Annotated in this window: 17 protein-coding genes and 1 pseudogene; 8 read left to right on the plus strand and 10 right to left on the minus strand. The window is 73.2% G+C overall.

Annotated elements, in window-relative coordinates; all coding sequences use genetic code 11:
• Window positions 1-85: 85 nt before the first annotated feature.
• Both ACGFWE_RS24820 and ACGFWE_RS24825 read left to right on the plus strand, forming a co-directional pair.
• Window positions 86-2,089, plus strand: coding sequence for a BTAD domain-containing putative transcriptional regulator (locus ACGFWE_RS24820; protein ID WP_393601775.1), 2,004 nt, complete (start codon window positions 86-88; stop codon window positions 2,087-2,089).
• Window positions 2,090-2,167: 78 nt separating this feature from the next.
• Complete coding sequence (locus tag ACGFWE_RS24825) at window positions 2,168-5,149, plus strand: glycosyl hydrolase (RefSeq protein ID WP_393601777.1); 2,982 nt, start codon at window positions 2,168-2,170, stop codon at window positions 5,147-5,149.
• Window positions 5,150-5,177: 28 nt separating this feature from the next.
• On the opposite strand, the gene ACGFWE_RS24830 is transcribed toward ACGFWE_RS24825, so the two are convergent.
• Complete coding sequence (locus ACGFWE_RS24830; RefSeq protein ID WP_352389812.1) at window positions 5,178-5,807, minus strand: class I SAM-dependent methyltransferase; 630 nt, start codon at window positions 5,805-5,807, stop codon at window positions 5,178-5,180.
• A 99-nt stretch (window positions 5,808-5,906) separates the two neighbouring features.
• Between ACGFWE_RS24830 and ACGFWE_RS24835 the strand changes: the two genes are divergently transcribed.
• Window positions 5,907-6,359, plus strand: coding sequence for a flavodoxin family protein (locus ACGFWE_RS24835; RefSeq protein WP_393601779.1), 453 nt, complete (start codon window positions 5,907-5,909; stop codon window positions 6,357-6,359).
• Here ACGFWE_RS24835 and ACGFWE_RS24840 read toward each other — a convergent pair.
• Together ACGFWE_RS24840 and ACGFWE_RS24845 are read right to left on the minus strand one after the other, a co-directional pair.
• Entirely contained in the window at window positions 6,356-7,087 is a 732-nt protein-coding gene (locus ACGFWE_RS24840) for a response regulator (protein WP_393601987.1), read from the minus strand. The two genes, ACGFWE_RS24835 and ACGFWE_RS24840, sit on opposite strands and share 4 nt — an antisense overlap.
• A 172-nt stretch (window positions 7,088-7,259) precedes the next feature.
• The gene (locus tag ACGFWE_RS24845; protein ID WP_393601781.1) at window positions 7,260-8,558 is read right to left on the minus strand and encodes a sensor histidine kinase; all 1,299 of its coding nucleotides are present in this window, start codon (window positions 8,556-8,558) and stop codon (window positions 7,260-7,262) included.
• 216 nt (window positions 8,559-8,774) lie between these two features.
• Between ACGFWE_RS24845 and ACGFWE_RS24850 the strand changes: the two genes are divergently transcribed.
• Window positions 8,775-9,467 carry an ABC transporter ATP-binding protein gene (locus tag ACGFWE_RS24850; protein WP_352389809.1) on the plus strand — a complete coding sequence of 231 codons (693 nt, stop codon included), beginning with the start codon at window positions 8,775-8,777 and terminating at the stop codon, window positions 9,465-9,467.
• Window positions 9,464-11,815, plus strand: coding sequence for an ABC transporter permease (locus tag ACGFWE_RS24855; RefSeq protein ID WP_393601784.1), 2,352 nt, complete (start codon window positions 9,464-9,466; stop codon window positions 11,813-11,815). Before ACGFWE_RS24850 ends, ACGFWE_RS24855 begins: the two co-directional genes overlap by 4 nt.
• A gap of 3 nt (window positions 11,816-11,818) precedes the next feature.
• Here the strand turns inward: ACGFWE_RS24855 and ACGFWE_RS24860 are convergent, their stop codons facing one another.
• On the minus strand, window positions 11,819-12,988 hold the full coding sequence (locus ACGFWE_RS24860) for an alanine--tRNA ligase-related protein (protein ID WP_393601786.1): 1,170 nt from the start codon (window positions 12,986-12,988) through the stop codon (window positions 11,819-11,821).
• Window positions 12,989-13,168: 180 nt separating this feature from the next.
• A complete protein-coding gene (locus tag ACGFWE_RS24865) occupies window positions 13,169-13,567 on the minus strand; it encodes an ANTAR domain-containing protein (RefSeq protein ID WP_352389806.1) in 399 nt (132 codons plus the stop codon).
• A 179-nt stretch (window positions 13,568-13,746) separates the two neighbouring features.
• Between ACGFWE_RS24865 and ACGFWE_RS24870 the strand changes: the two genes are divergently transcribed.
• The 3 genes and pseudogenes from ACGFWE_RS24870 to ACGFWE_RS24880 all read left to right on the plus strand — a co-directional run bounded on the left by ACGFWE_RS24870 (window position 13,747) and on the right by ACGFWE_RS24880 (window position 16,724).
• On the plus strand, window positions 13,747-14,733 hold the full coding sequence (locus ACGFWE_RS24870; protein ID WP_352389805.1) for a helix-turn-helix transcriptional regulator: 987 nt from the start codon (window positions 13,747-13,749) through the stop codon (window positions 14,731-14,733).
• Window positions 14,726-14,875 (plus strand): annotated as a pseudogene (locus ACGFWE_RS24875) (PepSY domain-containing protein); the annotation flags it as partial. The gene ACGFWE_RS24870 and the pseudogene ACGFWE_RS24875, both read left to right, overlap by 8 nt.
• A 136-nt stretch (window positions 14,876-15,011) precedes the next feature.
• Window positions 15,012-16,724 carry a hypothetical protein gene (locus ACGFWE_RS24880; RefSeq protein WP_393601788.1) on the plus strand — a complete coding sequence of 571 codons (1,713 nt, stop codon included), beginning with the start codon at window positions 15,012-15,014 and terminating at the stop codon, window positions 16,722-16,724.
• A gap of 65 nt (window positions 16,725-16,789) precedes the next feature.
• On the opposite strand, the gene ACGFWE_RS24885 is transcribed toward ACGFWE_RS24880, so the two are convergent.
• The 5 genes from ACGFWE_RS24885 to ACGFWE_RS24905 form a co-directional block, all read right to left on the minus strand.
• Window positions 16,790-17,431 (minus strand): cutinase family protein, encoded by a 642-nt coding sequence (locus tag ACGFWE_RS24885; protein ID WP_352389803.1) that lies wholly within the window; start codon window positions 17,429-17,431, stop codon window positions 16,790-16,792.
• Between the two features lie 81 nt (window positions 17,432-17,512).
• Window positions 17,513-18,745 (minus strand): PucR family transcriptional regulator, encoded by a 1,233-nt coding sequence (locus tag ACGFWE_RS24890; RefSeq protein WP_393601790.1) that lies wholly within the window; start codon window positions 18,743-18,745, stop codon window positions 17,513-17,515.
• Between the two features lie 122 nt (window positions 18,746-18,867).
• Window positions 18,868-19,791, minus strand: coding sequence for an alpha/beta hydrolase (locus ACGFWE_RS24895; protein WP_393601792.1), 924 nt, complete (start codon window positions 19,789-19,791; stop codon window positions 18,868-18,870).
• 22 nt (window positions 19,792-19,813) lie between these two features.
• Window positions 19,814-23,743 carry a beta-ketoacyl synthase N-terminal-like domain-containing protein gene (locus tag ACGFWE_RS24900; RefSeq protein WP_393601794.1) on the minus strand — a complete coding sequence of 1,310 codons (3,930 nt, stop codon included), beginning with the start codon at window positions 23,741-23,743 and terminating at the stop codon, window positions 19,814-19,816.
• Window positions 23,740-25,452: a fatty acyl-AMP ligase gene (locus ACGFWE_RS24905; RefSeq protein WP_393601796.1), complete on the minus strand. Its 1,713-nt coding sequence runs from the start codon at window positions 25,450-25,452 to the stop codon at window positions 23,740-23,742. The genes ACGFWE_RS24900 and ACGFWE_RS24905 overlap by 4 nt, the downstream gene beginning before the upstream one ends.
• Between the last annotated feature and the right edge of the window lie 25 nt (window positions 25,453-25,477).

The following is a 25,477-nucleotide window of genomic DNA, read 5'->3' on the forward strand; positions in this document are numbered from 1 at the left end:
CTTCCTTCGCTGGGGCTGTACGGGGGAGACGTCCGGGCCCGGAGTCGCCCATGTGCTCAGAGTCCGGGGAGCGAATGAGCAACGGATGAACGCGTGTACGTTGAGGTGCGTGCGCGTGGTCGAGTTCGGAGTCCTGGGGGCCGTGGCCGCCTGGGGCGAGAGTGGGGAACCGATCGCCCTCAAGGGCCCGAGGCACCGCGCCGTGCTGGCCCGTCTCCTCGTCGCCCGCCGCAGGGTCGTGCCCGTCCCCCGTCTGGTGGAGGACCTGTGGGGCGGGGAGCCGCCGGCGGACGCGGTGGGCACCGTCCGGACCTTCGTCGCCGGGCTGCGCCGCGCGCTGGAACCCGAGCGGCCCCGCCGGACCGCGTCCCGCCTCCTCGTCACCGAGGGCCCCGGTTACGCCCTGCGTGCCGAACCCGCCCACGTGGACGCCTGGCGGTTCGAGCACGCCGTCGCCGCCTCGGCGGACCTGCTGCCCGCCCAGGCGGTGGCCCGGCTGACCGAGGCTCTGGAGCTGTGGCGCGGCCCCGCCTACGCCGACTTCGCCGAGGAGCCATGGGCGCGCGCGGAACGCTCCCGGCTCGCCGCGCTCCGGCTGACCACCGTCGAACGCCGGGCCGAGGCCCAGCTCGCCCTCGGCGCCCCCGCCGACGCCGCCGCGGACCTCGACGCCCACGTGGCCGAGCACCCCTGGCGGGAGGACGCCTGGCAGCTGCTCGCCCTCGCCCTGTACCGCTCCGGCCGCCAGGCCGACGCCCTGTCCGTCCTGCGGCGTGCCCGGCAGCTGCTGCGCGAGCACCTCGGCGTGGAGCCGGGCCCGCGGCTGCGCAGGACCGAGCAGGACATCCTGCGACACGCCGACCACCTGGACCCTGGCCCCTCGGACACGGCCGCACAGGTCTGGGCCGAGGCCTCGGCGTCGTACGAGAGCATGGTCCCGCTGCGGGCCCGTACCCGTCTGGAGTCGACCGCCGGGCTGATGCGTGATCTCGCCGTCACCGGGGGCGGCGGCCTGGAGGCGGCACGACGGCACCGGGCCGCGGCCGTGGCGGCGGCCGAGCAGCTGGGCGATCCGGAGCTGACGGCCCGCGTCATCGGCGTCTACGACGTCCCCGCCGTCTGGACCCGCTCCGACGACCCGGCCCAGGCCGAGCGGCTGGTGGGCGCGGCGGAACGCACCCTGCGCCTCCTGCCGCCCGGCGCGCCCGAGGCGGCGAGGGCACGGCTCCTGGCCACCGTGGCGCTGGAGTCCCGCGGCACCCTCCCCGACGGGACACGCGCCCTCCAGGCGGCCCACCAGGCCGTGGCCGGCGCACGCCGACTCGAGGACGCCAACCTGCTCGTCTTCGCCCTCAACGGCCTGTTCATGCAGACCTTCGAACGCGCCGGACTCGCCGGCCGACGGGACGGGATCGGCGCGGAGATCACCGAAGTGGCCGCGCGGCACGGCCTGTTCACCTACGAGGTCCTCGGCCACCTCATCCGGCTGCAAGCCCGCTGCGCCACCGCCGACTTCACGGCCGCCGACCGGCACGCGGCCGCCGCCGACGCGCTCGCCGAACGCCACGCACTGCCCCTCGTCGCCGTGTTCACCACGTGGTACCGCGCACTGCGCACCGCGGCCACCGGGCCCCCGCACCTCGGCGAGTCCGCGTACCGCGCCGCCGCCAGGTCCCTCGACGGCGCCGGCATGCCCGGCCTGGAACACGGACTGCTGCCGCTGGCCCTGCTGTGCCTCCGGCTGCACCACGGCCTCCCCGCCACCGCCGACCCGCACACCGACTGGGGCCCGTACGAGCCATGGGTGCGCCCCCTGTTGCTGCTCGCCGAGGGGCGCGACCAGGACGCCGTACGTACGCTGGCCGCTGTCCCCTCCCCGCCGGGGGACCTACTGCATGAGGCCCTGTGGAGTCTGCTCGCCCGCGCGGCCGTCCAGGTGGACGACCGCCCGCTGATGCGACGCGCCCAGGAGGCACTCGGCCCCGCCAGGGGTGAACTCGCGGGCGCCGCGAGCGGGTTGCTCACCGCCGGTCCCGTCGCGGGCCATCTGGACGCCCTGGCCACCGCGTTGGCGGTGCACGCATCTTGACCTTGGTCGAGACGGAGGCTTAGCGTTCGGGCGTTCACCGTGATTGAAACGATTCAATACCCATCTGGGGGCGCCCACATGCATGAAGCCATCCCGCGGCGCGGCGGGATATCCCGACGCGTGGTCCTGGCCGCCGGACTGAGCGTCGGCGCCGTCGCGGCGCTCGGCGTGGCGGTCCCGGCCTCGGGGACGACCGCCGACTGGTTCGCGGCCCCGGTGAAGTCCGTGCGGCCCAGGTTCCGTTGGTGGTGGCCGGACGGTCTGGTGGACCCGGACGAGATCGCCCGCGAGATCGACCAGATCGCGGACGCGGGCTTCGGCGGTGTGGAGATCGCCGCCGTCCACCACAGCATCAGGGACAAGTCCGTCCTGGACACCGCGCACCACGGCTGGGGGAGCGGACCCTGGCGGGACGGTGTCGAGGCCGCGTTGCGCCGCGCGGCGAGACGGGGGCTCACCGTCGACCTCACCCTCGGCCCCAGCTGGCCCGTGGCAGTCCCCGGTCTCACCCCCGACGACGAGGCCGCCGCCAAGGAACTCGCCCACGGCCGCGTCCCGTTGACCGGCGGGAGCACCTACCAGGGCCCCGTCCCACCGCCCGTCCACGCCCCGGCCGCAGGGGTGAGCCGCCAGCAGCTCCTCGCCGTCCACGCCGCCCGGGTCGAGCCCGCCAACTCGACCCGCAAGGAGACCGGTCTCGACCCCACGAGCGTCCAGGACGTCACCGCCACCGTCGCCGACGGCGCACTGACCTGGACCGCGCCCGAGGGCGGGGACTGGGTGCTCATCTCCTACTGGGTACGTGGTTCGGGCCAGCAGCCGGAGTCCGGACCCCACTCCGCCCCGGCCGCCCACGCCGTCGACCACTTCAGCCCGGCCGGCACTACCGCGGTCGCCTCCTACTGGCAGGACCACCTGCTGACCCCGTCCCTGCGGCGCCTGCTGAGGGCCGCGGGCGGCTCCTTCTTCGAGGACTCCGTGGAGCTGGAGACCGACGGCCTGGCCTGGACACCCCTGCTGCCCGAGGCCTTCGAGAAGCACACCGGACGGCCCCTGCTGCCGTACCTGCCCGCCCTCGTCCTGGACAACGGCAATCAGGTCTTCGCCTTCGAGGCCCAGTTCACCCGCCAGATCCGGCACGACTTCTGGGAGGCCGTCTCCGGCCTCTTCAACCGCAACCACCTGACGGCCCTGCGGGACTGGGCGCACACCCTCGGCATGACCCTGCGCTCACAGCCGTACGGCCTCCAGACGGACGCCATCGCCGCGGCCGCGATCCTCGACGTCCCCGAGGGCGAGTCGCTCGGCTTCAAGAACCTGGACGACTACCGCTGCCTGGCCGGCGGCCGGGACATGGCCGGACGGACCGTCCTGTCCTGCGAGGCGGGCGCCTACAACGGGTCCGCGTACAGCACCACTTGGGACCGCTTCCTGCGAACCATGGGCGGCGCCTACGCGGCCGGTGTCAACCAGACCGTCGTGCACGGCTTCTCCTACGCCACCGCCCCCGGGGTGAACTGGCCGGGGTTCGCGGCCTTCAGCCCGTACAACGGCACCGCGGGCTACGGCGAGTCGTGGGGCCCGCGCCAGCCCACCTGGCGGCACGTCGAGGACATCTCCGGTTACCTGGGCCGCGTGCACCAGGTGCTCCAGAGCGGCACCGCCAGAGCGGACGTCGCCGTGTTCCGGCAGACCGGTTACACCGCCACCGGCATCGGGGCCTCCTGGTTCACGGCGACCGGTGTCCCGCTCGGCTGGACCCACCAGTTCCTCAGCGGCCCCCTCCTCGACCTGCCCTCCGCCACCGTCTCCGGCGGTCGGCTCGCCCCCGAAGGACCCGCCTACAAGGCGCTGTTCGTCGAGGGCGACTTCTTCTACGGCTCCACGCCCACGCTCGCCGTCGAGGACGCCCGCAGGATCCTCGCCCTGGCGGAGGCGGAGCTCCCCGTGGTCCTGTTCGGTGCCTTCGACCAGGCGCTGACCCCCGGCGTCCCGGACCACGGCGAGACGGACCGGCTGCGCGGGCTTCTGGGCCGACTGCTCGCCCTGCCCCATGTCGTGCGGGTCACCGACAAGGCCGCGGTCGGCGACGCCCTCACCGCACTGGGCGTGAGTGCCGACGTGCGGCACGCGACCGCGTCCACGCTCCTCAACGCCCACCGGGTCACCGCCGACGCGGACTTCTACTACCTGTGCAACGGCAAGCACGCCGAGACGGTCAAGCCGCCCGTGGCCGCGATCGACCACGACGTCACGCTGCGCCGCACACACGGCGGCCGGACGGTGCCGTATCTGCTCGATCCCTGGACGGGCGAGGCGACCCGGCTCGCGCGCTACACCGAGGACGGGGACGATGTCACCCTGCGGGTGACGCTCCAGCCGGGGCAGACGATGATCGTCGCCCTGGGGCGGCCGGGCCTGTTCGGCGACCGGCACGGCGGCAGACCCCACGCCGAGGCCACCGACGCCGACGCGGTGCTGTTCACCGAGCGCGGGCTGACCGTGCGCGCCCGCACGGCCGGTACCTGGACCACACGCCTGTCCCGGGGCCGCACTGTCACCACCAGGACCCCCGCCGTGCCCGCGCCGATCACCCCGGCCCGCTGGGAGCTGGACGTGGACGACTGGTACCCGGGCCCGGACGCCACCCGGACCGAACACGTCCGGCGCAGCCTCACCCTCGACACGCTCAGGCCCTGGTCCCAGATCCCCGAGCTGGCTGACTCCGCGGGCGTCGGCCGCTACCGCACCACGGTCACCCTGCCGGCCGACTGGACGCCGTCCCACGGCGCCGAGTTGGAGCTGGGCCAGGTCAGCGACACGTTCCGGGTGAGCGTCAACGGCCGGCGGCTGCCCGCGGCCGACCGGCTCCACCCCGTCCTCGACCTCGGCCCCTTCCTACGGCGCGGTGTGAACACCCTCGAGATCGAGGTGGCGACCCCGCTGATCAACCGGCTCAGGGTCGAGCAGCCCACCGTGTTCGGCGGGGTCACCCGCCAGGACCACGGTCTGGTGGGGCCGGTGCGGCTGGTGCCGTACGTGCAGGTGGCCGTGCGCTGACCGACCGACGACGGCGTACTCGCTGTCCCTACGGAAGAGTGCAGTAGAGGAACACATGCGGTTCGGTGGCGCCTTCGGGATGGTCCGGGGTGAACTCCGTGAAATGCTCGGACTCCACCGTCAGACCCGCGTCGCGCACCACGGCGGCCACGTCCTGGGCGGCGAAACTGGTCGCCCGGACAGGCTGGCCCATGAACTCGACCGCCAGGTCCTCCACGTCGGCCGGCACGGTGGCGAAGACCAGAGTCCCGCCCGGCCGCAGGGCCCGCGCCAGCCGTCCGATCACCTCGGACTGCTCGGCCCGGGTCATCTGGAGCAGTGAGAAGTACACGCAGACCGCGTCGAACGAGCCCTGCTCCAGCGGCAGTTCACGGATGTCGGCGTGACGGAAGGTGGCCTGCGGCACCTGCCGCGTGGCGAGGTCGACCATGACGGGGGAGACGTCCACCCCCAGCACCTCGTGGCCGGCGGCGGTCAGCGTCGACGCGGTGGGCCGGCCGGTGCCGCTGCCGACGTCCAGGACCCGGCTTCCGGGAGCCAGCCTTCCGAGCAGCCACTCCAGCGAGGCCAGGTGAGCCTCCGAACGGGCGAAGGCCTTCTCGTACGCCAGACCCAGCGCATCGAAGACCGCTGCTGCCCGCTGCCCTTTGTCGGCCATGACTTCGCTCCCCCGTCGCGGTTCCCGGCATCGTAGCCCGGCGGTGCCCGGCCGGGGCACGGCTTGCGGACGAAAGCCGGGGCAGGGCAGGGTTCGACCGTGGCCACCTTGCTGATCGTGCATCACACGCCCTCGCCCAACTGCCAGGCGATGTTCGAGGCCGTCGTCTCCGGGGCCACGGCGCCGGAGATCGAGGGCGTGCGGGTCGTACGGCGCGCGGCCCTGTCCGCCACCGCCTCGGACGTGCTGGAGGCGGACGGCTACCTGCTCGGCACCCCGGCCAACCTCGGCTACATGTCCGGCGCCCTCAAGCACTTCTGCGACCAGATCTACTACCCGTGCCTCGACGAGACGCGCGGCCGGTCCTTCGGCTGCTACGTGCACGGCGGCAACGACGTCACCGGTGCCCTGCGCGGCATCGAGTCGATCACGACCGGTCTCGGCTGGCGGCGTGCGGCCGAACCGGTGACCGTCACCGGTGAACCGGGCAAGGCCGACATCGAGGCGTGCTGGGAGCTGGGGGCGACGGTCGCGGCCGGGCTGATGTCCTAGGGGTCCCGGACGGCGCCTTCCGCGGTACCGCCCGGCGTGATCAGCCCGCTCTCGTAGGCGAGGACGACCGCCTGGACGCGGTCGCGCAGCTCCAGCTTGGACAGGATCCGGCCGATGTGCGTCTTCACCGTGGTCGGGCTGAGGAAGAGCCGATCCGCGAGCTCGGCGTTGCTGAGCCCCGTCGCCAGCAGCCGCAGCACCTCCAGCTCGCGCGGGGTCAGCCCGGACAGGTCCCGGTGCAGCTCGGCCGAGGGCACCGCCTCCTCCCGCCGGGCGAAGCGCTCGATCAGGCGACGGGTGATCGTGGGCGCCAGCAGGGCGTCCCCGGACCGCACCAGCCGTATGGCGGCCACCAGATGCTCGGGCGTGACGTCCTTGAGGAGGAAACCGCTGGCCCCGGCGGTGAGCGCGGCGTAGACGTAGTGGTCGAGGTCGTACGTGGTCAGGATGATCACGCGGATCTCGCCCGCGGTGTCCTCCGCCAAGATCCGCCGGGTGGCCTCGATGCCGTCCATGCCCGGCATCCGGATGTCCATGAGGACGACGTCGGGGCGGGTCCGCCGGACCGCGGCGACCGCCTCCGCCCCGTCCGCCGCCTCCGCGGTCACCTCGATGCCGTCCGCGGTGAGGATCATCCCGAACCCGGTCCGTACGAGGGCCTGGTCGTCGGCGATGACGGCCCGCAGCCTGTCGCCGTCGAGGCCGGTGCCGGCGTGGATGCCGTTCATGCCGTCCGTCACCGCTGCCACTCCTCGCCCGTGCCGTGCGCCGACGAAGCGGCCCGACCGATCCGCCGGTCCGCCGAGGAGGCCGTGCCCCGGGTTCGCGGGGCTGTTGCCGGGGCCGCCGCACCGTTCGGTCGGTCTGCCGACCCGACCGGGTGGGCCCGGCCGTGGCCGTTCACGTCGTCCGCCACGGCACCTCCGCCCTGATCCGGAAGCCACCGGCGAGGGTCGGGCCCGCCGTCAGCTCGCCGCCGTAGACCGCGAGGCGCTCGCGCAGGCCGATCAGCCCGCGTCCGTTCCCGTCCGCGGGCACCCCGTCGCGGACCGCGCCGGTGTCCATGACCTCGATCTCCAGCCGGCCGCCGGACCAGCCGACGGTGACGGCGGCCTCGGCGCCGGGCGCGTGCTTGAGGGTGTTGGTCAGCGCCTCCTGGACCACCCGGTACGCCGTGAGGTCCACGCCGGGCGGCAGCGGTTCCGGGGGCAGGGAGACCGCGACACCGACCGGTGTCCCCGCGGCCCGCACCCGATCGATCAGGGCGTCCAACTGCCCGAGCCCCGGCTGCGGTTCGAGGCCGTCGGCGGGGGAGTCCGCACGGCCGGTGTCCGGCGCGGCCAACAGGCCCATCACGTGCCGGAGTTCCGCCATCGCGGCCCGGCCCCCGGCCTCGACCGCGAGCAGCGCCTCCTTGGACCGCTCCGGGGCCGCGTCCATGACCTTGCGCGCGGCGCCCGCCTGGATGACCATCACGCTCACATTGTGGGTCACGACGTCGTGCAACTCCGCGGCGATCCGGGCCCGTTCCTCCGCCACGGCCCGGCGCGTCGCCTCCTCGTGCGTCCGCTCCAGCGCCGCGAACCGGTCCCGGCTGGCCGCGAGGCGCCGCCGCCCGATCCGCACCACGCTGGCCAGCACCCCCGCCACGAGCAGCACCACCCCGGGACTCGACCAGCCGGGCAGCACCGGCTCCGTCGACCGGAAGGCCACCCCGGCGAGGACGGCCGCGACGACGAGCCCGGCCATCGCGCCCGCCCGGTGCCGGCTGTGCGTCACCGCGCTGTAGGTGCCGATCACGCAGGTCAGGACGTTGATCCAGGAGGCGTCGTCGCCGATGGCCAGCCCCGCGCAGAGCACCACCGCGAACACGGTCAGGGGAAACCGCCGGCGCGCCGCCAGCGGCAGTGCCGACAGCACGACCAGGACCCAGGGCGGTGCGGAGACCGGTTCCTCGATCCGCGCGCCCGGGAGCACGGGAGGCCGGGGCGGCACCGGCACGCCGTACTCGAACTTCGACACCCGCACCGGTCCGTCGCCGGGATAGCGCGACGCCACCACCAGCGCGACCACCGTCAGCAGCACGGCCAGCAGCACGTCGAACCACACCGACCGCCGTGACAGCGCGGCGCCCTTCGGCTCCGGCCGCAGCGCGACACGCACCTGCCGACGCCATCCCCGCAGGTACTCCGTCTCCATGCGCTCATTGTCGCGGCCCCCGTCCCGCCGCGCGTCCGTCTCCACGACCAACGCCCCCTTCTGCGGGCGTACTTCGCAGGGATGACCCCAGGCCGGGTCCTCCGCACGGAGGGCCGCATGTCGGTGCCCCGGCCGACGCGCCCGCCGCCCGCCCGCCCGTACCTTCGCCACGCCGACCAGGACACGACCCGACAACCGACAGGACGGGCACCTCCCATGACCGCAGTGATCGAACTGAAGGGCGTGGCCAAGCGCTACGACACCGCCGGCGCACCCGCGCTCGGACCGCTCGACCTCTCCGTCGCCCAGGGCGAGGCCCTCGCCGTGACCGGTCCTTCCGGCAGCGGCAAATCCACGTTGCTGAACCTCGTCGCGGGCCTCGACAAGCCGACCGAGGGCACCGTGACCGTCGCCGGGCAGCAGATCGACCGACTCGGTGAGCATGCCCTGGCCCGGTTCCGCCGGGAAAGCGTCGGCATGGTCTTCCAGTTCTTCAACCTCCTCGACGACCTCACCGTGCTGGACAACATCCGGCTTCCCGCCCAGCTCACCGGGACCGCACGGCGCAAGACGGAGGCCCGGGCACTTGAGCTCATGGCGGTCCTGGGCATCGAGAAGCACGCCCACGCCTACCCCGGCCGACTCTCCGGCGGTGAACGCCAACGTGTCGCCGTCGCCCGGGCGTTGGTGAACCGGCCCGCCCTGCTGCTCGCCGACGAACCGACCGGCGCCCTCGACAGCGCCTCGGGACAGGACGTCCGGGAACTCCTCGTCGACCTGCACCGCGGCGGCCAGACCATCGTCCTCGTCACCCACGACCCGGCCCTGGCCGAGGCCTGCGCGAGCCGCACGGTCCACCTCGTCGACGGCCATGTCGCCCTCGACTCCCGCGCCGGGGCCGTGCGATGACCGGCCCGCTCGTCCGCGTCGTACGCTCCGGGGTGAGCCGGCGCCGGGTGCAGACCGTCGTCATCGCCATCGCCACGATGATGGCCGTGGCGGCGGCCGTGGTCGCCGGTTCCCTCATGGTCGTCTCCAACGCGCCCTTCGACCACGCGTTCGCCGAGCAGAACGGCGCCCATGTCACCGCCGAGTTCGACCCGGCCAAGGTCGGCGCCGAACAGCTCGGGGCCACCGGGAAGCTGGCGGGTGTCACGGCGAGCGCGGGACCGTACCCCACCACGATCCTGCGGGCGACCGACTCGTCCGGTCGCCGGCCTCCTGCCATGACCCTGGTCGGACGCCCCGGCCCGCAGGCCGAAGTGGACGATCTGGACCTCACGGCCGGCCGGTGGGCGAGGAAACCGGGCGAGATCGTGCTGAGCTCCTCCTACCAGGGGCCCGCCTTCCAGGTGGGCGGCACCCTGACGGCCTCCGGCACGACTCTCACGGTCGTCGGCTTCGCCACCTCGGCCAGCAGGACCGCCGACGTGTGGGCAACTCCCGCACAGGTCACGGCACTCGACGCGAAGGACGCCCCGGTCAGCAGCCAGATGCTCTACCGCTTCGACTCGGCGGGCTCGAAGGGCGACATCGCCGCGGACCGCAAGAAGCTCCTCGCCGCCGTCCCGGCCGGGGCGCTCCTCGGCACTCAGTCCTACCTCGACACCAAGCGCGCCGCAGACCGGGGGGCCGCCCCGACCATCCCGTTCCTCGTCGCCTTCGGGGTCCTCGGCATCGTCATGTCGGTGATCATCGTCGGCAGTGTCATCAGCGGCGCGGTCGGTACCGGCCTGCGCAGGATCGGCATCCTCAAGGCCGTCGGCTTCACCCCGCGCGAAGTCGTCCGCGCCTACGTGGCCCAGGCGCTCATCCCGGCAACCGTGGGCATCGCGCTCGGCGTCGTCCTCGGCAACCTGCTGGCCGTACCCCTCCTCGACGACACCGAGCAGGCGTACGGCACCGCCACCCTGTCCGTCGCCTGGTGGGTGGACGTCGTGGTCCCCGCCGGCGCGCTGCTGGTCGTCGGGATCGCGGCCTTCGTCCCCGCGCTGCGGGCCGGGCGGCTGCGCACGGTCGAGGCCATCGCCGTCGGCCGGGCACCGCGCACCGGACGGGGGCAGTGGGCGCACCGCGCGGCGGGCCGGCTGCCGCTGCCCAGGGCGGTGACCTACGGCCTCGCCAGCCCCTTCGCACATCCGGTCCGTGCCCTGGCGATGCTGCTCGCCGTGGCCTTCGGCACGATCGCGGCGACCTTCGCCGTCGGACTCACCTCCTCACTGAACGAGGTCAACGCGGTACAGGACCCCGAGAACCGTTCCGCGGTCACCGTCTTCACCGGCGGCCCGAGCATCGCGGGCGGCGAGCACGTCCCGGCGCCGGGCAGCGCCCCGGAGCCCGAGCCGGCCGACCCGGCGAAGGTGAGCGCCGCCATCAAGGCGCAGGCGGACACCGCCTCGTACTACGGGATGGGCCAGCAGGACGCCACCGTGGCCGGGGTCTCCGGAATCGTCCGGGCGACCCTGTACCAGGGCGACTCCAGCCGCGGCGGCTACGCCATGGTCTCCGGGCACTGGCTCACCGGCGCGGGCCAGGTCGTCGTGCCCGGCCAGTTCCTGGACACCACCGGCAGCGAGATCGGCGACACCGTACGCGTGACCGTCGGAAAGGAGACGGCCACCCTGAGGATCGTCGGCGAGGCCTTCGGCACCTCCGACGACGTGATGGAGGTCCAGGCGAACCTCGCGGACTTCCCCGCGACCAGGCCCCAGTTGTTCCTCGTCGACGTGAAAGCCGGCGTCTCCCCCGTCGCGTACGCCGAGAAGCTCGCCGCGCGGATCGAGCCCCTCGGCGCCGAAGCCCGGGTCAACGCCCCTTCCCAGGGGGACAACTTCGTGGTCATCCTGAACACGATGGCCGCCCTCCTCACCCTGATGCTCGTGTCCGTCGCGGCCCTGGGCGTCCTCAACTCCGTCGTCCTGGACACCCGGGAGCGCGTCCACGACCTCGGCGTGTGCAAGGCGCTCGGCATGTCGCCCCGGCAGACCGTGGGCCTCGTCCTCGCCTCGGTGGCCGGCATCGGCGTGCTCGGCGGTCTCGTCGGCGTCCCGGCCGGATACGCGCTGCACGGCTTCGTGCTCCCGGTGATGGGACACGCGGCGGGCACCGGCCTGCCCAGGTCCGTCCTCGATGTCTACGACACCCCGCAGCTGCTCCTGCTGGGCCTGGCCGGTGTCGTCATCGCCCTGCTGGGCGCGATGCTCCCGGCGGGCTGGGCGGCGAAGGCCCGCACGGCGACGGCCCTGCGCACCGAGTAGCCGTCACCCCTCTCGGCGCAGGCTCAGCACCAGGTCGCGGGGCAGACCGTGGGTGTCGTGGAGGTACTCGTAGTCCTCCTCGCTCAGCGGCCTCCGGTACCGCGGCCCGGACAGCAGACGCCGACCGCGCTCCAGCAGTCTGTCGAACCGGCGTTCCTCCTCCAGCAGCACGTCGCGGACGAGCCCTGTCCCGCAGTCCGTGCGGAAGTGGTCCAGCGTGTGCTGGAGGAGCTCGACCGGCAGGTCGGAGAGGGTGCGGGACGGGTCGTCGCGCCGCAGGGTGGTGAGCAGGCGGCGTACGACGCGGCGCAGGACGTAACCGCGGCCGGTGTTGGACGGCCGTACCCCGTCGCCGATGACGACGACACCGGAGCGCAGGTGGTCGCTGACCAGACGCAGCGAGGGCACGTCGAGCGGCCACAGGAGCGGCAGCAGTCGCATCCACGGCTCGAACAGGTCGGTGTCGTAGACCGAGTCGCGGCCCTGAAGGACGGTGACCAGGCGTTCCAGCCCCATCCCGGTGTCGACGCCGGGACGATCGAGGGGCTGGAGCGAGCCGTCCTCGAGGCGCCGGTAGCGCATGACGACGTGGTTCCAGATCTCCACCCAGCGCGGGTCGGTCGTGGGGGTGCCCCGCGGTGGGGTGCCGCCGGTCCACACGAAGATCTCCGAGTCGGGTCCGCACGGGCCGACGGGCCCGTTGGACCACCAGTTGTCCTCCCCGGTGAGCTCCACGGGGACCTCCAACTCCTCCCAGGTGCGCAGGGATTCGAGGTCGGGGCCCACCTGCTCGTCACCGCCGAAGACCGTGACGTGGAGGCTGTCGTGGGGAATGCCGAAACCGTCGCGGAGCAGCTCGTACCCCCAGCGCAGGCTCTGCGAGTGGCCGTAGTCGCCGAGGGACCACGAGCCGAGCATCTCGAACACCGTCAGGTGCGTGGAGTCACCGACCTCGTCGAGGTCGGTCGTCCGCAGACAGCGCTGCACATTGACGAGACGGCGGCCCCGGGGGTGCGGGCGGCCCTCCAGATAGGGAGTGAGCGGATGCATCCCCGAGGTGGTGAACAGCACCGGGTCCCCGGGTGGTGGCAGCAGCGTGCTGCCCGTGATCAGGTGATGTCCGCGCTCGCGGTAGAAGTCGGTGAAGACGCCTACGGTCCGGTCCGTGTCCATGGTCGTGGTCCTTCGGTCTCGTGGGACCGGAAACGACCACGGGAACAGCGCGAGAAGAGGCCCTGCACCGGCGGTCCGTTTCCGGCCGCCGGGGGAGAGGGGGGAGGTCAGGCGTCGGCAGCCGGTGAGCTGGTCGCTCGCGCGGCTGCGGTGTGGGTACGGCTGATGACCTTCATGTGATCAACGGTACGCACAGGTCTCCTGCCCGTCACCCGATTTTGCCGGGGAGGGCGATGCCAGGACTCGTGTACCGATGTACCGGCCGACGAGCGACCGGCCCTCGTGCGCGGCCTGTGCCTCGACCAGCGCCCTGCGCAGGGCCCGGCGGATCTCCGCGGGCAGGCTGCCGGAGTCGGGCCAGCGCACGACGTGCCGGGCGACGTCCCGCAGCTTGATGTTGGTGTGCTGGGACACGGTCTTGAGAACCTCCCACCCCTGCTCGGGGCGGAGACCGCTGAGGGCGAGGACGACACCGATCGCCTGATCGACGACGGCGTGCGAGACAAGGGCCTGCCGGAGCTGGGCGACTTCCGTCTGAAGTTCTTCGATCTGCTCGACCAGCTCTTCGCGTTCCGTCATGTACAGCCTGTCGCCCTCTTCGCCCGTTGCCCGGCGACTCCGGCGGTCGCCGCCCGTTCCAGCCTGCACACCGTGGACCGCCCGTGACGAGCCGGCAGACGCACACCCTGTGAGCCGGCAGGACAGAAAACGAAACGCCATCCGCAGCATCGCGCCATTCGCGGGTAGGTGCGAAAGAAATGCAGAGAGTGGGAGGCCCCGGCGCGATGGAGACGCTGACGTTCGACAGCGACGATCTGGAACGGACCGAGGCGTTCCTCAGTCACGCCTACGCGAGGATGCGCATCGGCAACGGCACGCCGGACAGCAGCCGGGCGCGGATCCACCGCAGTGCCATCGACTCGGTCAGCGTCGACGAGCTCGACCTGGACTTCGACATGAGCTACGCCGTCACCCCGCTGGGCCGGATCTGCCTGTGCGTGGTCCACGAGGGCACCATCGAGGACCACGTCTACCAAGGAGTCTCGGACTCCTTCGGCCCCGGCGACGTGGTGTCCTTCGCCCCGCCCGAGCTGTCCTACGCGGGCCGTGTCCACGCGGCCCGCTACAACATCACCATGCTGGACCCCGACCTGCTCACCCAGGTCGCGGCGACCGCGGACACCCGCAGACCGGAACCGGTCCGGCTCACCGGCCACCGACCCCTCAGCCCCGCGGCGGGCAACCGGCTGCGGGCGACCATCCGCTACGTGCAGGACCATGTCCTGGCGGACGCCGCCGTCGCCGACGAGCCGCTGGTGGCCTCCACCGCCGCCCAGCACCTGGCCGCGGCCGTCCTGGCCACCTTCCCCAACACCGCGTCCACCGATCCCACCGGCTCCGACCGCCAGGACGCCCACCCCGCCGCCCTGCGCCGCGCCCTCTCCTACATCGACGACCATGCCGACCAGCCCCTGACCGTCGCCCAGATCGCGCAGGCGGCCCACATCAGCGTCCGCGCGCTCCAGTACGCCTTCCGCCGTCACCTGGACAGCACCCCGCTCGCGTACGTCCGCCGGGTCCGCCTGTCCCACGCCCACGACGAACTGGCGGCCGCCGACCCCGATAACGGTGTCACGGTCACCGACATCGCCGCCCGCTGGGGCTTCTCCCATCCGGGCCGCTTCGCCACCCTGTACCGGCACACCTACGACCGCTCACCGCGCCATACCCTGCGCGACGGCTGAGGTCCGCGGCGCGCTGGAGCAGTACGGCTCGACCGGTGCACTGCCGTTGCGCACCTGGATCGACGAGTTCCACCTCGACGAGAACGGCCTCTACAGCGAGTTCGCCGCCACCTGGCTGTGGGTGATCGCGGGCGGCAGCGTCGGCGTCCCGGCCGCGGCCGGGCTTCGTCCTCCTGCCGGCGACCCTGCTCTGCGGCTGGTGACAAAGCGTCCACCGGGCCCTGCGTTCTTGTGAGCAACTCCCGAGGGCGTGGCCCGCGCCGCCCTACGGTCCCAGCATGAACACGAGTCGCAGCAGAGGAAACAGGTGGCGCACCGCAGCGCTGGCGGTGCTGCTGACCACCGGGGCGTTCACCGTGTCGTCCCCCGACGCCCAGGGAGACAGCGCGAGAACCGAGACCCCCGTGGGCACGAGCGCCGGCGTCACCGAGACCGTGGTGCGGGTGAAAGCCCCCCTGCCCGCGTCCTTCGGCGCCCGGCCCGCGGCGTGCGACTGGCTGTCGTACCTGCGCTACCGGTCCGCCGACGGCCCCGCCGCATCGGCGGACGCCGACCGGGTCCTGGTCGCCCAGCCAGGCATCCTGGAAGGCGCCGGAGCCTTCGACAGCGTCGCCCGCAACACCGTGACCCGCGCCGCCGAGCAGGGCCGGCACATCGAGTTCTGGGCCCTGGACCGGCGCTCCAACTGCCTGGAGGACCGCACCGGGATCGCCTCCGGGGACCAGCACACCGCCGTCGACTACTACTACCGCGGCAAGCAGGTCCAGGGCCGCACCTTCGCCGGGTTCGTCGGCAACGACAAGCTCGGATGGATGGCCAAGCTCGGCATCGAGCAGACCGTCCGCGACGAATACGACCTGCTCACCGCCGAACTGCCCGACCGGAGCGTCCGCAAGGACAAGGTGCTGTGCGGCGGCCACTCGCTCGGCGGTGTCATCACCGGCTACTTCGCCGCCGCCGACTTCGACGGCAACCCCGCCACCACCGCCGACGCCGGACACAATCAGTGCGCCGGCTACTTCGCCCTCGACACCACCGTCTCCACCTCGCTCGGTGACCTGAGCGGCAGCATCCCGGACGACACCAACCTGCCCGACATCGGCCTCGGGTACGGCGTCGTCCAGGCCGGACTCGACAGCGGAGTGCTCCCGCGCTCCCTGTCCGCGCCCGTCCTGCTCAACCCCGAGACCATGACCCTGCTCGCCATCGCGGGCGTGGGTGCCCTGCAGGATCCGGGCGGTGAGGCAGACCTGCCGAGCTATCTGCCCGCCAACACCAACATCGAGGCCACCAACCGCTTCCTGTTCTCCAAGGACACCGCCACCTTCCTCACCGGCTCCCCCGCGGTGAAGGACTTCCGGCTCACCAACCAGGCGGTGCTTGGCTCGCTGATGGACGACCAGTCCGTACCGCTCGCCTTCCTGCAGAGCAGCGTGGGCTTCTTCGACGGCGGGCCGATCACCGACAAGAACTTCCCCGCCGCCAACGGGAGTTCGTCGCAGCCGGGCCTCTTCGGCACCGAGTACAAGGCCATCCCGGCCGTGCCCCACGGCCCGCTCTACACGTGGCGCAACTACGACCGCGTCGGCGATCCGGACGACCCCGGGTACCGGTCCTCGGACGGGACTCCGTTCACCGCGGCGGGCAAGGAGGTCACCGACATCCAGGAGCTGGCGCGCAGCATGGCCGCACAGCCGCTGGACTTCACCGAGCAGTACTTCCCGACCAAGCTCGTCACCGACCTCGAACTGTCCACCTCCCCGCAGGTCAAGCGGCTCGTCGTACACCCGGACGGGCTCACCGCCAATCCGACGCTCACCGTCCTCGCGGGCGACGGACTGCTCGCCGGGCGGGCCCCCGCCGACCTGCACCCCGTGATCGCGGACGGCTACCAGCACCTCGACGTGCTGACGGCGGCGCCGGTACAGAACAACGGCCGGCCCGAGCCGGTGTCCACCGCCCTCACCGAGTTCGCCCGCACACCCCGATAACCACCACAAGGGGGAAGGGCCCGGGAGGAGTTCCTCCCGGGCCCTTCCGTATGCCGTCGCCCGGCTCAGACCTTGCCCGCGGCGAAGGTCGCCGCCGCGTCGGCGTTCGCCGTGTAGCCGAGGTGCGCCAGCGTGTCGCCGCCGCCCGCCTCGCAGACGGGGTCGCCCTTGGCACAGAAGTCGATGGTGCGGCTCTGGTACGTGCCGGTGACGCTCTTGCCGATCGCCCGGATCGGGTTGCCGAACAGCAGCACCGCGGCCACCCGTGACTGAAGTGCGGCGGGAATGGTGGCCACGATGGGACTTCCGACCACCGCACCGGCGCTGCTGATGCCGATGGAGTTGTCGACGACGTTCGCGCCCTGCGAATAGCCGACCAGAATGAAGCGCTGGTTCGGACACGAGGACGCCTGGCTGTTCACGTGGTTCACCAGATCCGCGTTGCCCTGTGCGGCCGAGGTGAGGGACAGGTCCGCGGGGTAGTTCACCTTGTAGCTGGTCAGGCTCCGGCCCGTGAGTTTCCTCTGCAGGGAGGAGTACACCGGGTCGCCGACGATCAGACCGAGGTTGCCCGGCTCGAACGTCCCGCGAGCGGAGACGACGTCGATGTCCGAGCAGGCCGCGGCGGATGCCGACGGTGCCGTGACGGTGGCCACTCCGGCTCCGCCGATCAGCGAGAGCGCAGCGAGGTACAAGCGAATGCGCATGGGGGGATCCTTTTGCGGGTGGGGCGTGTGAAACGCCGTGGAAAGGATGTCCCGAAGGTATTCGCTTGACCAAGCACTGTGTTATGGACGGGAATTCAAGAATTCCTCGTTCTTTTGTGCGGTGGTGAGTGCCAGAATGAGATCCAGACGGGCACCGGGATCGTGCAGGGCGTCACCGAAGACTTTCTCCAGCTGACGCAGCCGATAACGCACCGTCTGCGGATGGACATGGAGACGGGCGGCGACGTCGGGCACATTGCTGCCGCTGAGCAGCCACGCCAGCAGGGTCTCGGCGAGCCGCTCCCGCTGCCCCTCCGACACCGTCTCCAGCGGAGCGAGGGCCCGCGCCCGCAACTGGTCGAGCATCGGCTCGTCGCTGTGCAGCAGCAGAGTCGACAGATGGTCCGCGCAGCGCACCACGCCCTGCCGGGGGAGGATCCCCCGCCCCATCAACCCCAGTGCCCGGATGGCCCAGCGCAGCGACTGGGCGGCCTCCGCGAGCGGCACCGTCGGCCCGATCGCGGCCGGCCGTCCGCGCAGCGCGAGGCTGAACGCCCGCCCGCCGAAACGCGCGGAGCCGTCCGGGTCGGGGATCAGCATCCGCGGCGGCCGCGACTCCATGTCCACCAGCGCCCCCGCGGCGGCCAGCGGCCAGTCCTCCTCCCGCTGGTCCGAGGTGGCCGCGAGCGCGACGACCGCGACCTGCTTGGGCACCGTCCACCGGGCACCGTGCGCCAGATCCTGCACCGCGGCCGGCGCCACCGGCCCGTCGCCGAGCAGCAGGTCCAGCAGGCGTCTGCGCCGCCGTTCCAGCTCGTCCGTGTTGTGCGAGCGGGCCTCGGAGTACCCGGCCGCCGCCGCCTCCGCGACCTCGTGCACCGTGCGGAAGGCGAGTTCGCCCAACGCCGTGACCACCGCGGAGTCGAGGCCGAGCTCCTCCGCCGTACGGCCCATCAGCCGCCAGGCGTGCAGCCCCCCGACCCGCAGCGCGGACTGCAACGCGTCCAGGCTGCGCCCCTCCAGGGCCTCACCACGGCCGAGCTCGTAGTACGTCGCCGCGATCTCGTCCCCACGCCTGCGCGGGTCGGCGATGTGGTCGACGAACAGGGTGAGCGCCTGCACCACACCGGCTCTGAGGTGTTCGCGGTAGGTCCCGTCGGCCGGGCGCGCGTACTCGGGCACCTGCCGGCGGACCTCCTCCTCGACCTCGTCGGCGACCTCCGCCAGCTGGGAACGCAGCAGTTCGGCGAGGTCGGGCGGTACCGGAGCGGCGCCGAGGTTCTCCGGAGCACCGTGCGGGACTGGGGTGGCCAAAGGAGGCCCTCCTTTCACCCGGAAGCGGCTCACCCGCGGGCCGTTGCCCGTGGGACGAGGGGTAAGTCCTGTGTTGGACGGACGTCCCCTGCGTTGCGTTCCGTGTCCCGACGGTACCGACTTCACTGCGGCACCCCCAGCCCTCGCGCGAGCATCGGCCACGAGGCGGTGAACTCCTGCTTCCAGTACGCCCAGCTGTGTCCTCCTCCTGGGTAGAAGTGCGTGGTGACCGGGATGCGCAGCAGCGCGAGCGTGTCGGTGAAGCTGTGCGCGGAGGGCCACAGCGCGCTCTCCAGGGCCTCCGGCAGCCAGTCACCCGTGCCCCCCGCCAGCCCGCTGCCGCTGGAGACGTACAGGGCGGTGCCGCGCAGTCCCACCGCACGGTCGCGCGGGTTGAAGTCGCGCCAGGTGAGCAGGTTCAGGAACGGATTGCCCCACAGGGAGGTGGGCACCAGGTTCTCGCGGGCCACGATGGCGTCCATCAAGGTCGGCACACCGGGCGCCCTGGTGTCGAGGATCCCGCTGTAGGAGGCCGCGGCGGTGAACATGCCGGGATGCCGGGCCGCGTGCGCCATGGCACCGTAGCCGCCCGTGGAGACCCCCGCGACGACCTGTACCCCGGAGGCCCGGTAGTCGCGGGCGAGCAGTGCCGGAACCTCCTTCAGCTGGAAGGTCTCGTAGTCGGGGCCGCCGCGCCAGGCGGTGGGGATACCCGTGGGGCCCGCGTCGGGCATCGCCACGATCAGGTCCCGGCCCGCGGTGAAGGCCTCGATGTCCGTCTCCCGCGTCCAGGAGGTGTAGTCGTCGTGGGCGCCGTGCAGCAGGTACAGCACGGGGTAGGTGCGGGTGGCCCGCGCGTCGAACCCCGTCGGCAGGATCAGCCGCACCGGGGCGTTGCGGCCCAGCGCGGCGGAGGACACGGACACGTCGACGGTGCGGGACCCGAGCGCGGAGGCGGTCCGGGCGCCGAACAGGACGGCCAGACCGGCACCTGCCGCGGCCTTGGCGACGGTACGGCGGGACACTCCGGTACTGCGACGGTGCATGGCGGCTCTCCTCGGATCACGTTCAGTGGGTCCCTGCGGCGAGCTCGCGCCCCAGGTGGGCGGCGATCTCGTCGACGTACGGCGGGTCGAGCAGTGACAGGTGGTGTCCTCCCACCGGTACGACGGTCAGGCGCGGGCACACCTCGTCCCAGCCCAGCGCCTGGTCCTCGCGCTCGTAGGCGGGGTCGCGCACGGTGTGCGGAGCGGGCTCCGTGGCCCGGTACAGGACCACCCGCCCGTCGTACCGGCCCGGCCGGTGGGCCTCGCCGATCCTCAGGTCCAGATAGGAGGAGCGCTGGTGCTCCAGGGCGGCGGCCGGCACATCGGCGGACGCGCGCAGGATGTCCAGCACGGTGTCGATGCGTTCGGCGTCGTCGTCCATCGCGACGAGGTCGTCGTACGGCAGCTCCAGGGAGACCCCGTAGGCGTCACGGACGTGGTGGGCGAACCCCTCGAAGTGGGCGCGGAGCCGGTCGGCCGGTGTGCGGTCCGGCTGGGGGAGGGGCCGTACCGAGTCGATGAGGACCACGCGCTCCACGTCCCGTCCGGCGGCAGCCAGTTGGCGCGCGGTCTCCTGGGCGACGAAGCCGCCGAAGGACCAACCGCCCAGCAGACAGGGCCCGTCGGGGTGGACGGCGGTGATGGCCTCGGCGTAGCGGCGCGCCTTCTCGGTCACCGTCGGGGCGTCCTCGAGGCGTTCGAGACCGTACACGGGCCGCTCCTCGCCGAGGCGTTCGGCGAGCGTCCGGTAGACGTCGGTCGTTCCGCCGGCGGCGTGCACGAGGAAGAGCGGGGGGCGGCTTCCGGTGACGCGCAGCGGGCGTACCGGGCCGGTCCGGACACGGTCTGCCACGTCCTGGACCGTGGTGGCGCCGAGCAGATCGCGCAGCGGCAGCTCGACGGCGAACTCGCGCCGCAGGGCGGTGCGGATCCGGACCGCCATCAGCGAGTCGAGCCCGAGGTCGGCCAGCGCGGTGGCGGGGGTGATGCGGCCGCCGGGGTGGCCGGTGACGGTGGCGATGTGATGGCACAGGCGGGCGGCGACGGACGTATCCAGCTCGGCGTGGACCGCTGGGGGCCGCACCTCCTTGGGTGACGCCCCCCGTCCGTCCGTCCACCAGTGCCGCACATGTTTCCAGCGCGGCACGGGCAGGTCGACGACCCGCCCGGGCGGCTGCGGGAGCCGCCCGCCCGCGCAGTACAGGGCCCCCACCTGGGTGAGGAAGTCGGCGCATCCGCCGGCGTCCCGCCGCAGTGTGCCGATCGTGAGGGCACCGGGCACGTTGTCGGTGACGGCCCGGGCCAGGACCGGGTGGGGGGAGATCTCGACGAAGGCGGTGTGGCCGTCGGCCGCGGCCGCGGCGACGGCCCGGTCCAGCCGTACGGGCCGCCGCAGGTTCGCGGCCCAGTGCGCGGCGTCGAAGACGCAGTCGCCGCGCGGATCGTCCAGGACGGTGGAGTAGACGGGCACCCGAGGCGCTCTGCCTCCGACGTCGGCCAGGGACTCGGTCAACTCGCCCAGCAGCGGCTCCACCTGGGGCGAGTGCCCGGCGCCGACGACCCGCATGGACCGAGCGGTCCGCCCCCGCTCCTCCAGCCACCGCACGAGTCGTGCCACCGCGGGTTCCTCGCCGGTGACGACCTTCTGCCCGGGCGAGGAGTGGACGGCGACATGCACACCGGGGAAGTCCCGCGCCAGGGCGTCGAGTTCACCGTCGCCGAGGTCGACGACCGCCATGGCCCCGCCCCGCAGCCGGCTGAGCAGCCGGGCCCGTACAGCCACGATCCGGGCGCCCTCCGCCACGTCCAGGGCGCCCGCGCACACCGCGGCGGCCACCTCGCCCAGGGAGTGGCCGATGACCGCGGCGGGCTCGACGCCGTAGGAACGCCACAACTCGGCGAGTGCCACCTGGAGTCCGAACAGGACGGGCTGGGCCACCTCCAGCCGGTCGAGCCCGCTCCCGGACGAGAGACGGTCGTACAGCGACAGTCCGCACTCCGCGTCGAGCTTCTCCACGGCGGCGACGAAGGCGGGCTCCTCGGCCAGCAGCCGGCGTCCCATCCCGGCCCACTGGCTGCCGTACCCGGAGAAGACCCACACCGGGCCGGGACCGACGAGGTCACCCTCGCCGGTCACGACCTGCCCGTGCGGGCGTCCCTGCGCCAACGCCTCCAGCCCGTCCGCGAGTTCGGCATGGTCCCGTGCGACCACCGCGGCCCGCACGCCTCCGCGGCCCGTCCGTCCGGCCAGTGTGCGTGCCACGTCGGCGGGGTGCGCGGCCGCTGTCGGCAGCCAGTCGGCGAGCCGGGCCGCGGTGTCCCGCAGCCGCTCCTCGTCCACGTCGGACAGGAGGTGGAGGCGGGCACCGGGTTCCTCGGCCGGGTGCGAGGGCAGGACGCCGGGGCGCCATTCCTCCAGTACGGCATGGGCGTTGGTGCCGCCGAACCCGAAACCGGAGACCCCGGCGACGGCCGTACCGCCGTAGCGCGGCCAGGGTTCGTCCTCGGTGACCACGCGCAGGCGTACGTCGTCCAGGGCGCTGCCCGCGGTGCAGTGCAGGGACGGCGGGATGACGTCGTGGTGCAGGGCGAGCACCGTCTTCACCAGCCCGGCGATGCCCGCGGCGGACTCCAGGTGCCCCAGGTTCGACTTCACGGAGCCCAGCAGCAGCGGCTGGTCGGGGTCGCGGTCCGCGCCGAGCACCGCGCCGAGCGCGCCCGCCTCGATCGGGTCGCCGAGCGGGGTGCCTGTGCCGTGCGCCTCGACGTAGTCGACGTGGGAGGGGGCGAGCCCGGCCCGCGCGTACGCGGTGGTCAACAGGGCCTGCTGGGCGGCCGGGTTGGGGGCGAGGAGGCCGTTGGAGCGGCCGTCGGAGTTGACGGCCGTGGCGCGGATGACGGCGAGCACGCGGTCGCCGTCCCGCTCGGCGTCGGACAACCGTTTCAAAAGCACGGCCGCGCAGCCCTCACCGCGTCCGATGCCGTCGGCGTCCGGCGAGAACGGCTTGCACCGCCCGTCCGGCGCGAGGGCCCCGGCCCGCCGGAACGCCATGCTGACGGTGGGGGAGAGCAGCAGGTTGACGCCCGCGGCGATCGCCGTGTCGCTCTCGCCGGTGCGCAGGCTCACGCAGGCGTGGTGCACCGCGACCAGCGAGGAGGAGCAGGCGGTGTCCACGGCCATGCTCGGCCCCCGGGTGTCCAGCACGTACGCCAGCCGGCCCGCGGTCACGCTCAGCGCGCCGCCCGCCGGCGCCCAGGGATCGACGGCCGCCGGGTCGGCGCCGGTGAGCGAGCCGTACTCCGGGGCGGAGACCCCGACGAAGACACCGGTGGCGGTGCCCGCGAGCGAGGCGGCCGGGACGGCGGCGTGGGCGAGGGCCTCGTGGACGACCTCCAGGAGGATCCGCTGCTGCGGGTCCATCACGGCGGCCTCGCGCGGGGTGATCCGGAAGAAGTCCGCGTCGAACCCGGCGATGTCGTCGAGGTAACCGCCGTACCGGGGCGCGTCCTCGGGCGGGAAGGGCGTGAAGTCGCGCCACCGGTCCTCGGGGACCCGTCTGATCGCGTCGACGCCGTCGGTCAGCAGCCGCCAGTAGTCCGCCGGGCCGTGCACCCCGCCGGGCAGACGGCAGCCGAGGCCGATGACGGCGACGGGCTCCGGCGGGGGAGCCACCGTGGCGGGCACCGGCGCCGGCGGCGCACTCTGCGACGGCGTCCGGCACAGGTGCGCCACCAGCGCCTCCCCGGTGGGCGCCTCCCACAGCAGCGTCGGCGGCAGCTCCCGGCCCGTGAGCCGGGCGAGGTCCCCGGCCAGCACGACCGCGTCCCGCGAGGACATGCCGAGGTCCGCCAGCGGCCGGTCCATCGGAACGTCCGCGACGGCCGAGCCGGTCCAGCCGGCGACGCGCTCCGCGACCAGTCGGCGCACCGCGCCCGCGTCCACGGCCCTCACGCGGCGCCGCCCGCCCCGTAGGCACCCGCCAGATACCGCTCACGCGTCAGCGCCCGCGACACCTTGCCGCTCGACGTCCGCGGCACCGTGCCGGGCGGGACCAGGAGCACATCGGCGAGCCGTAGCCCGTGCCGCCCGGACACGGCCGCACGCACGGCCCGCACCAGAGCCGGTACGTCGATCTCGGCGAGGCTCGTGGTCCGTGCGTGCTCGGCCACCACGACCACCCGCTCACCGGAGGCGCCCGCCAGCCCGAACGCGGCGAGCCGGTCGCGCCGCACCGCCGGATGCGTGTCCTGGACCGTGGCCTCCAGGTCCTGCGGATAGTGGTTGCGTCCGTCGACGACGATCAGGTCCTTCAGCCGGCCGGTGACGATCAACTGCCCCTCCAGGACCGTCCCCAGGTCACCGGTGCGCAGCCGGCCGTCCGTGCCGAAGACGCGCCGGGTCTGCTCGTCCCGGTTCCAGTAGCCGCGGCCCACGTTGGGACCCCGCACCTGGATCTCGCCGACCTCACCCTCGGACAGGTGGGCGCCGGAGACCGGGTCGACGATGCGGACCTCCTGGCCCACCGGAGTTCCGCAGCCCGCCAGCAGTACGGCCCGGGGATCGTCGGGCCGCGCGGGCAGCGCCTTCCCCTCGGCGAGGGCGTCCCGGTCGAGGGCGAACCGGCGCACCGGCTCCCCGGGCCGGGCGGCGCTGACGAAGACGGTCGCCTCGGCGAGCCCGTACGACGGGCAGTGGGTCTCCGGGACGAGCCCCTGGGCGGCGAAGGCGGCCTGGAACCTGTCGGCCGTGGTGGGACGGACCGGCTCGCTGCCGTTGATCAGCGCGACGACACCGTCCAGCCGCAGATCCGCCTTCTGCGCCTCGGTCACCGTCGAGGCGCAGTAGTCGTAGGCGAAGTTGGGTGCCGCGCTCAGCGCCCGCGGATGCGCTGACAACAGCCGCAGCCAGCGCGCGGGTTCGTGCAGGAAGGCGACCGGGTCCATGAGCACCGACAGCACCCCGCGCACGACGGGGGCGGCGACACTGAGGACGAGGCCCATGTCGTGGTAGAGCGGCAGCCAGCCCACACACGTTACCGGGTGGGCGTCGGCACCGTAGGCGCCCAGCGCCTGCCGGGCGTTGGCGACGACGTTGGCGTGCCCGATCTCCACCCCCGCCGGGGTGCGCGTCGACCCGGAGGTGTACTGGAGGTAGGCGATCTCCCCCTCGGGCGGCGGCAGTTCCCTCGCGGCTCCGTCGGGCACCTGGTCCACGGCGACGACCTGCGCGGCGCTGTCCCCGCACAAGTCCCGCACCTCGTCGAGGACCTGACTGACCGTCACGACCACCGCGGGGCGCGCGTCCGCCAGGACGGCCGCGAGCCGGTCACCGTGCCCGGGCAGACCGGGCGGATACATCGGTACGGCGACCATCCCGGCCGCGAGCGCCCCCAGGAACCCGGTGACGTACTCCAGCCCCTGGGGGCACAGCACGGCGACCCGGGCCCCGGGCTCGGCCTCCTCGGAGAGCCGGGCGGCCACCGCCCGTACCCGCACGTCCAGCCGGCGCCAGGTCAGGGTGCGGTGGACACCGCGCGAATGCGGGGCGGGATGGCCGACGAAGGTGAAGGCCCGGCGGTCCGGGGTGGTGTGGGCCCAGTGGCGTACGTACTCCGGCAGACTCCGGAACGCGGGGGCGAGCGGGGGACGGGGGATGTCCATCGGGCAGGTCTCCTCGCGAGGCAGA

The organism is Streptomyces sp. NPDC048523 (assembly GCF_043199815.1).
GTDB lineage: Bacteria > Actinomycetota > Actinomycetes > Streptomycetales > Streptomycetaceae > Streptomyces.

Excerpts from the sequence above, each read along its gene's own strand:
- ACGFWE_RS24820 (WP_393601775.1), top strand. The coding sequence starts at position 86 with ATGAACGCGTGTACGTTGAGGTGCGTGCGCGTGGTCGAGTTCGGAGTC.
- ACGFWE_RS24825 (WP_393601777.1), top strand. The coding sequence starts at position 2,168 with ATGCATGAAGCCATCCCGCGGCGCGGCGGGATATCCCGACGCGTGGTC.
- ACGFWE_RS24830 (WP_352389812.1), bottom strand. The coding sequence starts at position 5,807 with ATGGCCGACAAAGGGCAGCGGGCAGCAGCGGTCTTCGATGCGCTGGGT.
- ACGFWE_RS24840 (WP_393601987.1), bottom strand. The coding sequence starts at position 7,087 with ATGAACGGCATCCACGCCGGCACCGGCCTCGACGGCGACAGGCTGCGG.
- ACGFWE_RS24845 (WP_393601781.1), bottom strand. The coding sequence starts at position 8,558 with ATGGAGACGGAGTACCTGCGGGGATGGCGTCGGCAGGTGCGTGTCGCG.
- ACGFWE_RS24850 (WP_352389809.1), top strand. The coding sequence starts at position 8,775 with ATGACCGCAGTGATCGAACTGAAGGGCGTGGCCAAGCGCTACGACACC.
- ACGFWE_RS24855 (WP_393601784.1), top strand. The coding sequence starts at position 9,464 with ATGACCGGCCCGCTCGTCCGCGTCGTACGCTCCGGGGTGAGCCGGCGC.
- ACGFWE_RS24860 (WP_393601786.1), bottom strand. The coding sequence starts at position 12,988 with ATGGACACGGACCGGACCGTAGGCGTCTTCACCGACTTCTACCGCGAG.
- ACGFWE_RS24865 (WP_352389806.1), bottom strand. The coding sequence starts at position 13,567 with ATGACGGAACGCGAAGAGCTGGTCGAGCAGATCGAAGAACTTCAGACG.
- ACGFWE_RS24870 (WP_352389805.1), top strand. The coding sequence starts at position 13,747 with ATGCAGAGAGTGGGAGGCCCCGGCGCGATGGAGACGCTGACGTTCGAC.
- ACGFWE_RS24880 (WP_393601788.1), top strand. The coding sequence starts at position 15,012 with ATGAACACGAGTCGCAGCAGAGGAAACAGGTGGCGCACCGCAGCGCTG.
- ACGFWE_RS24885 (WP_352389803.1), bottom strand. The coding sequence starts at position 17,431 with ATGCGCATTCGCTTGTACCTCGCTGCGCTCTCGCTGATCGGCGGAGCC.
- ACGFWE_RS24895 (WP_393601792.1), bottom strand. The coding sequence starts at position 19,791 with ATGCACCGTCGCAGTACCGGAGTGTCCCGCCGTACCGTCGCCAAGGCC.
- ACGFWE_RS24905 (WP_393601796.1), bottom strand. The coding sequence starts at position 25,452 with ATGGACATCCCCCGTCCCCCGCTCGCCCCCGCGTTCCGGAGTCTGCCG.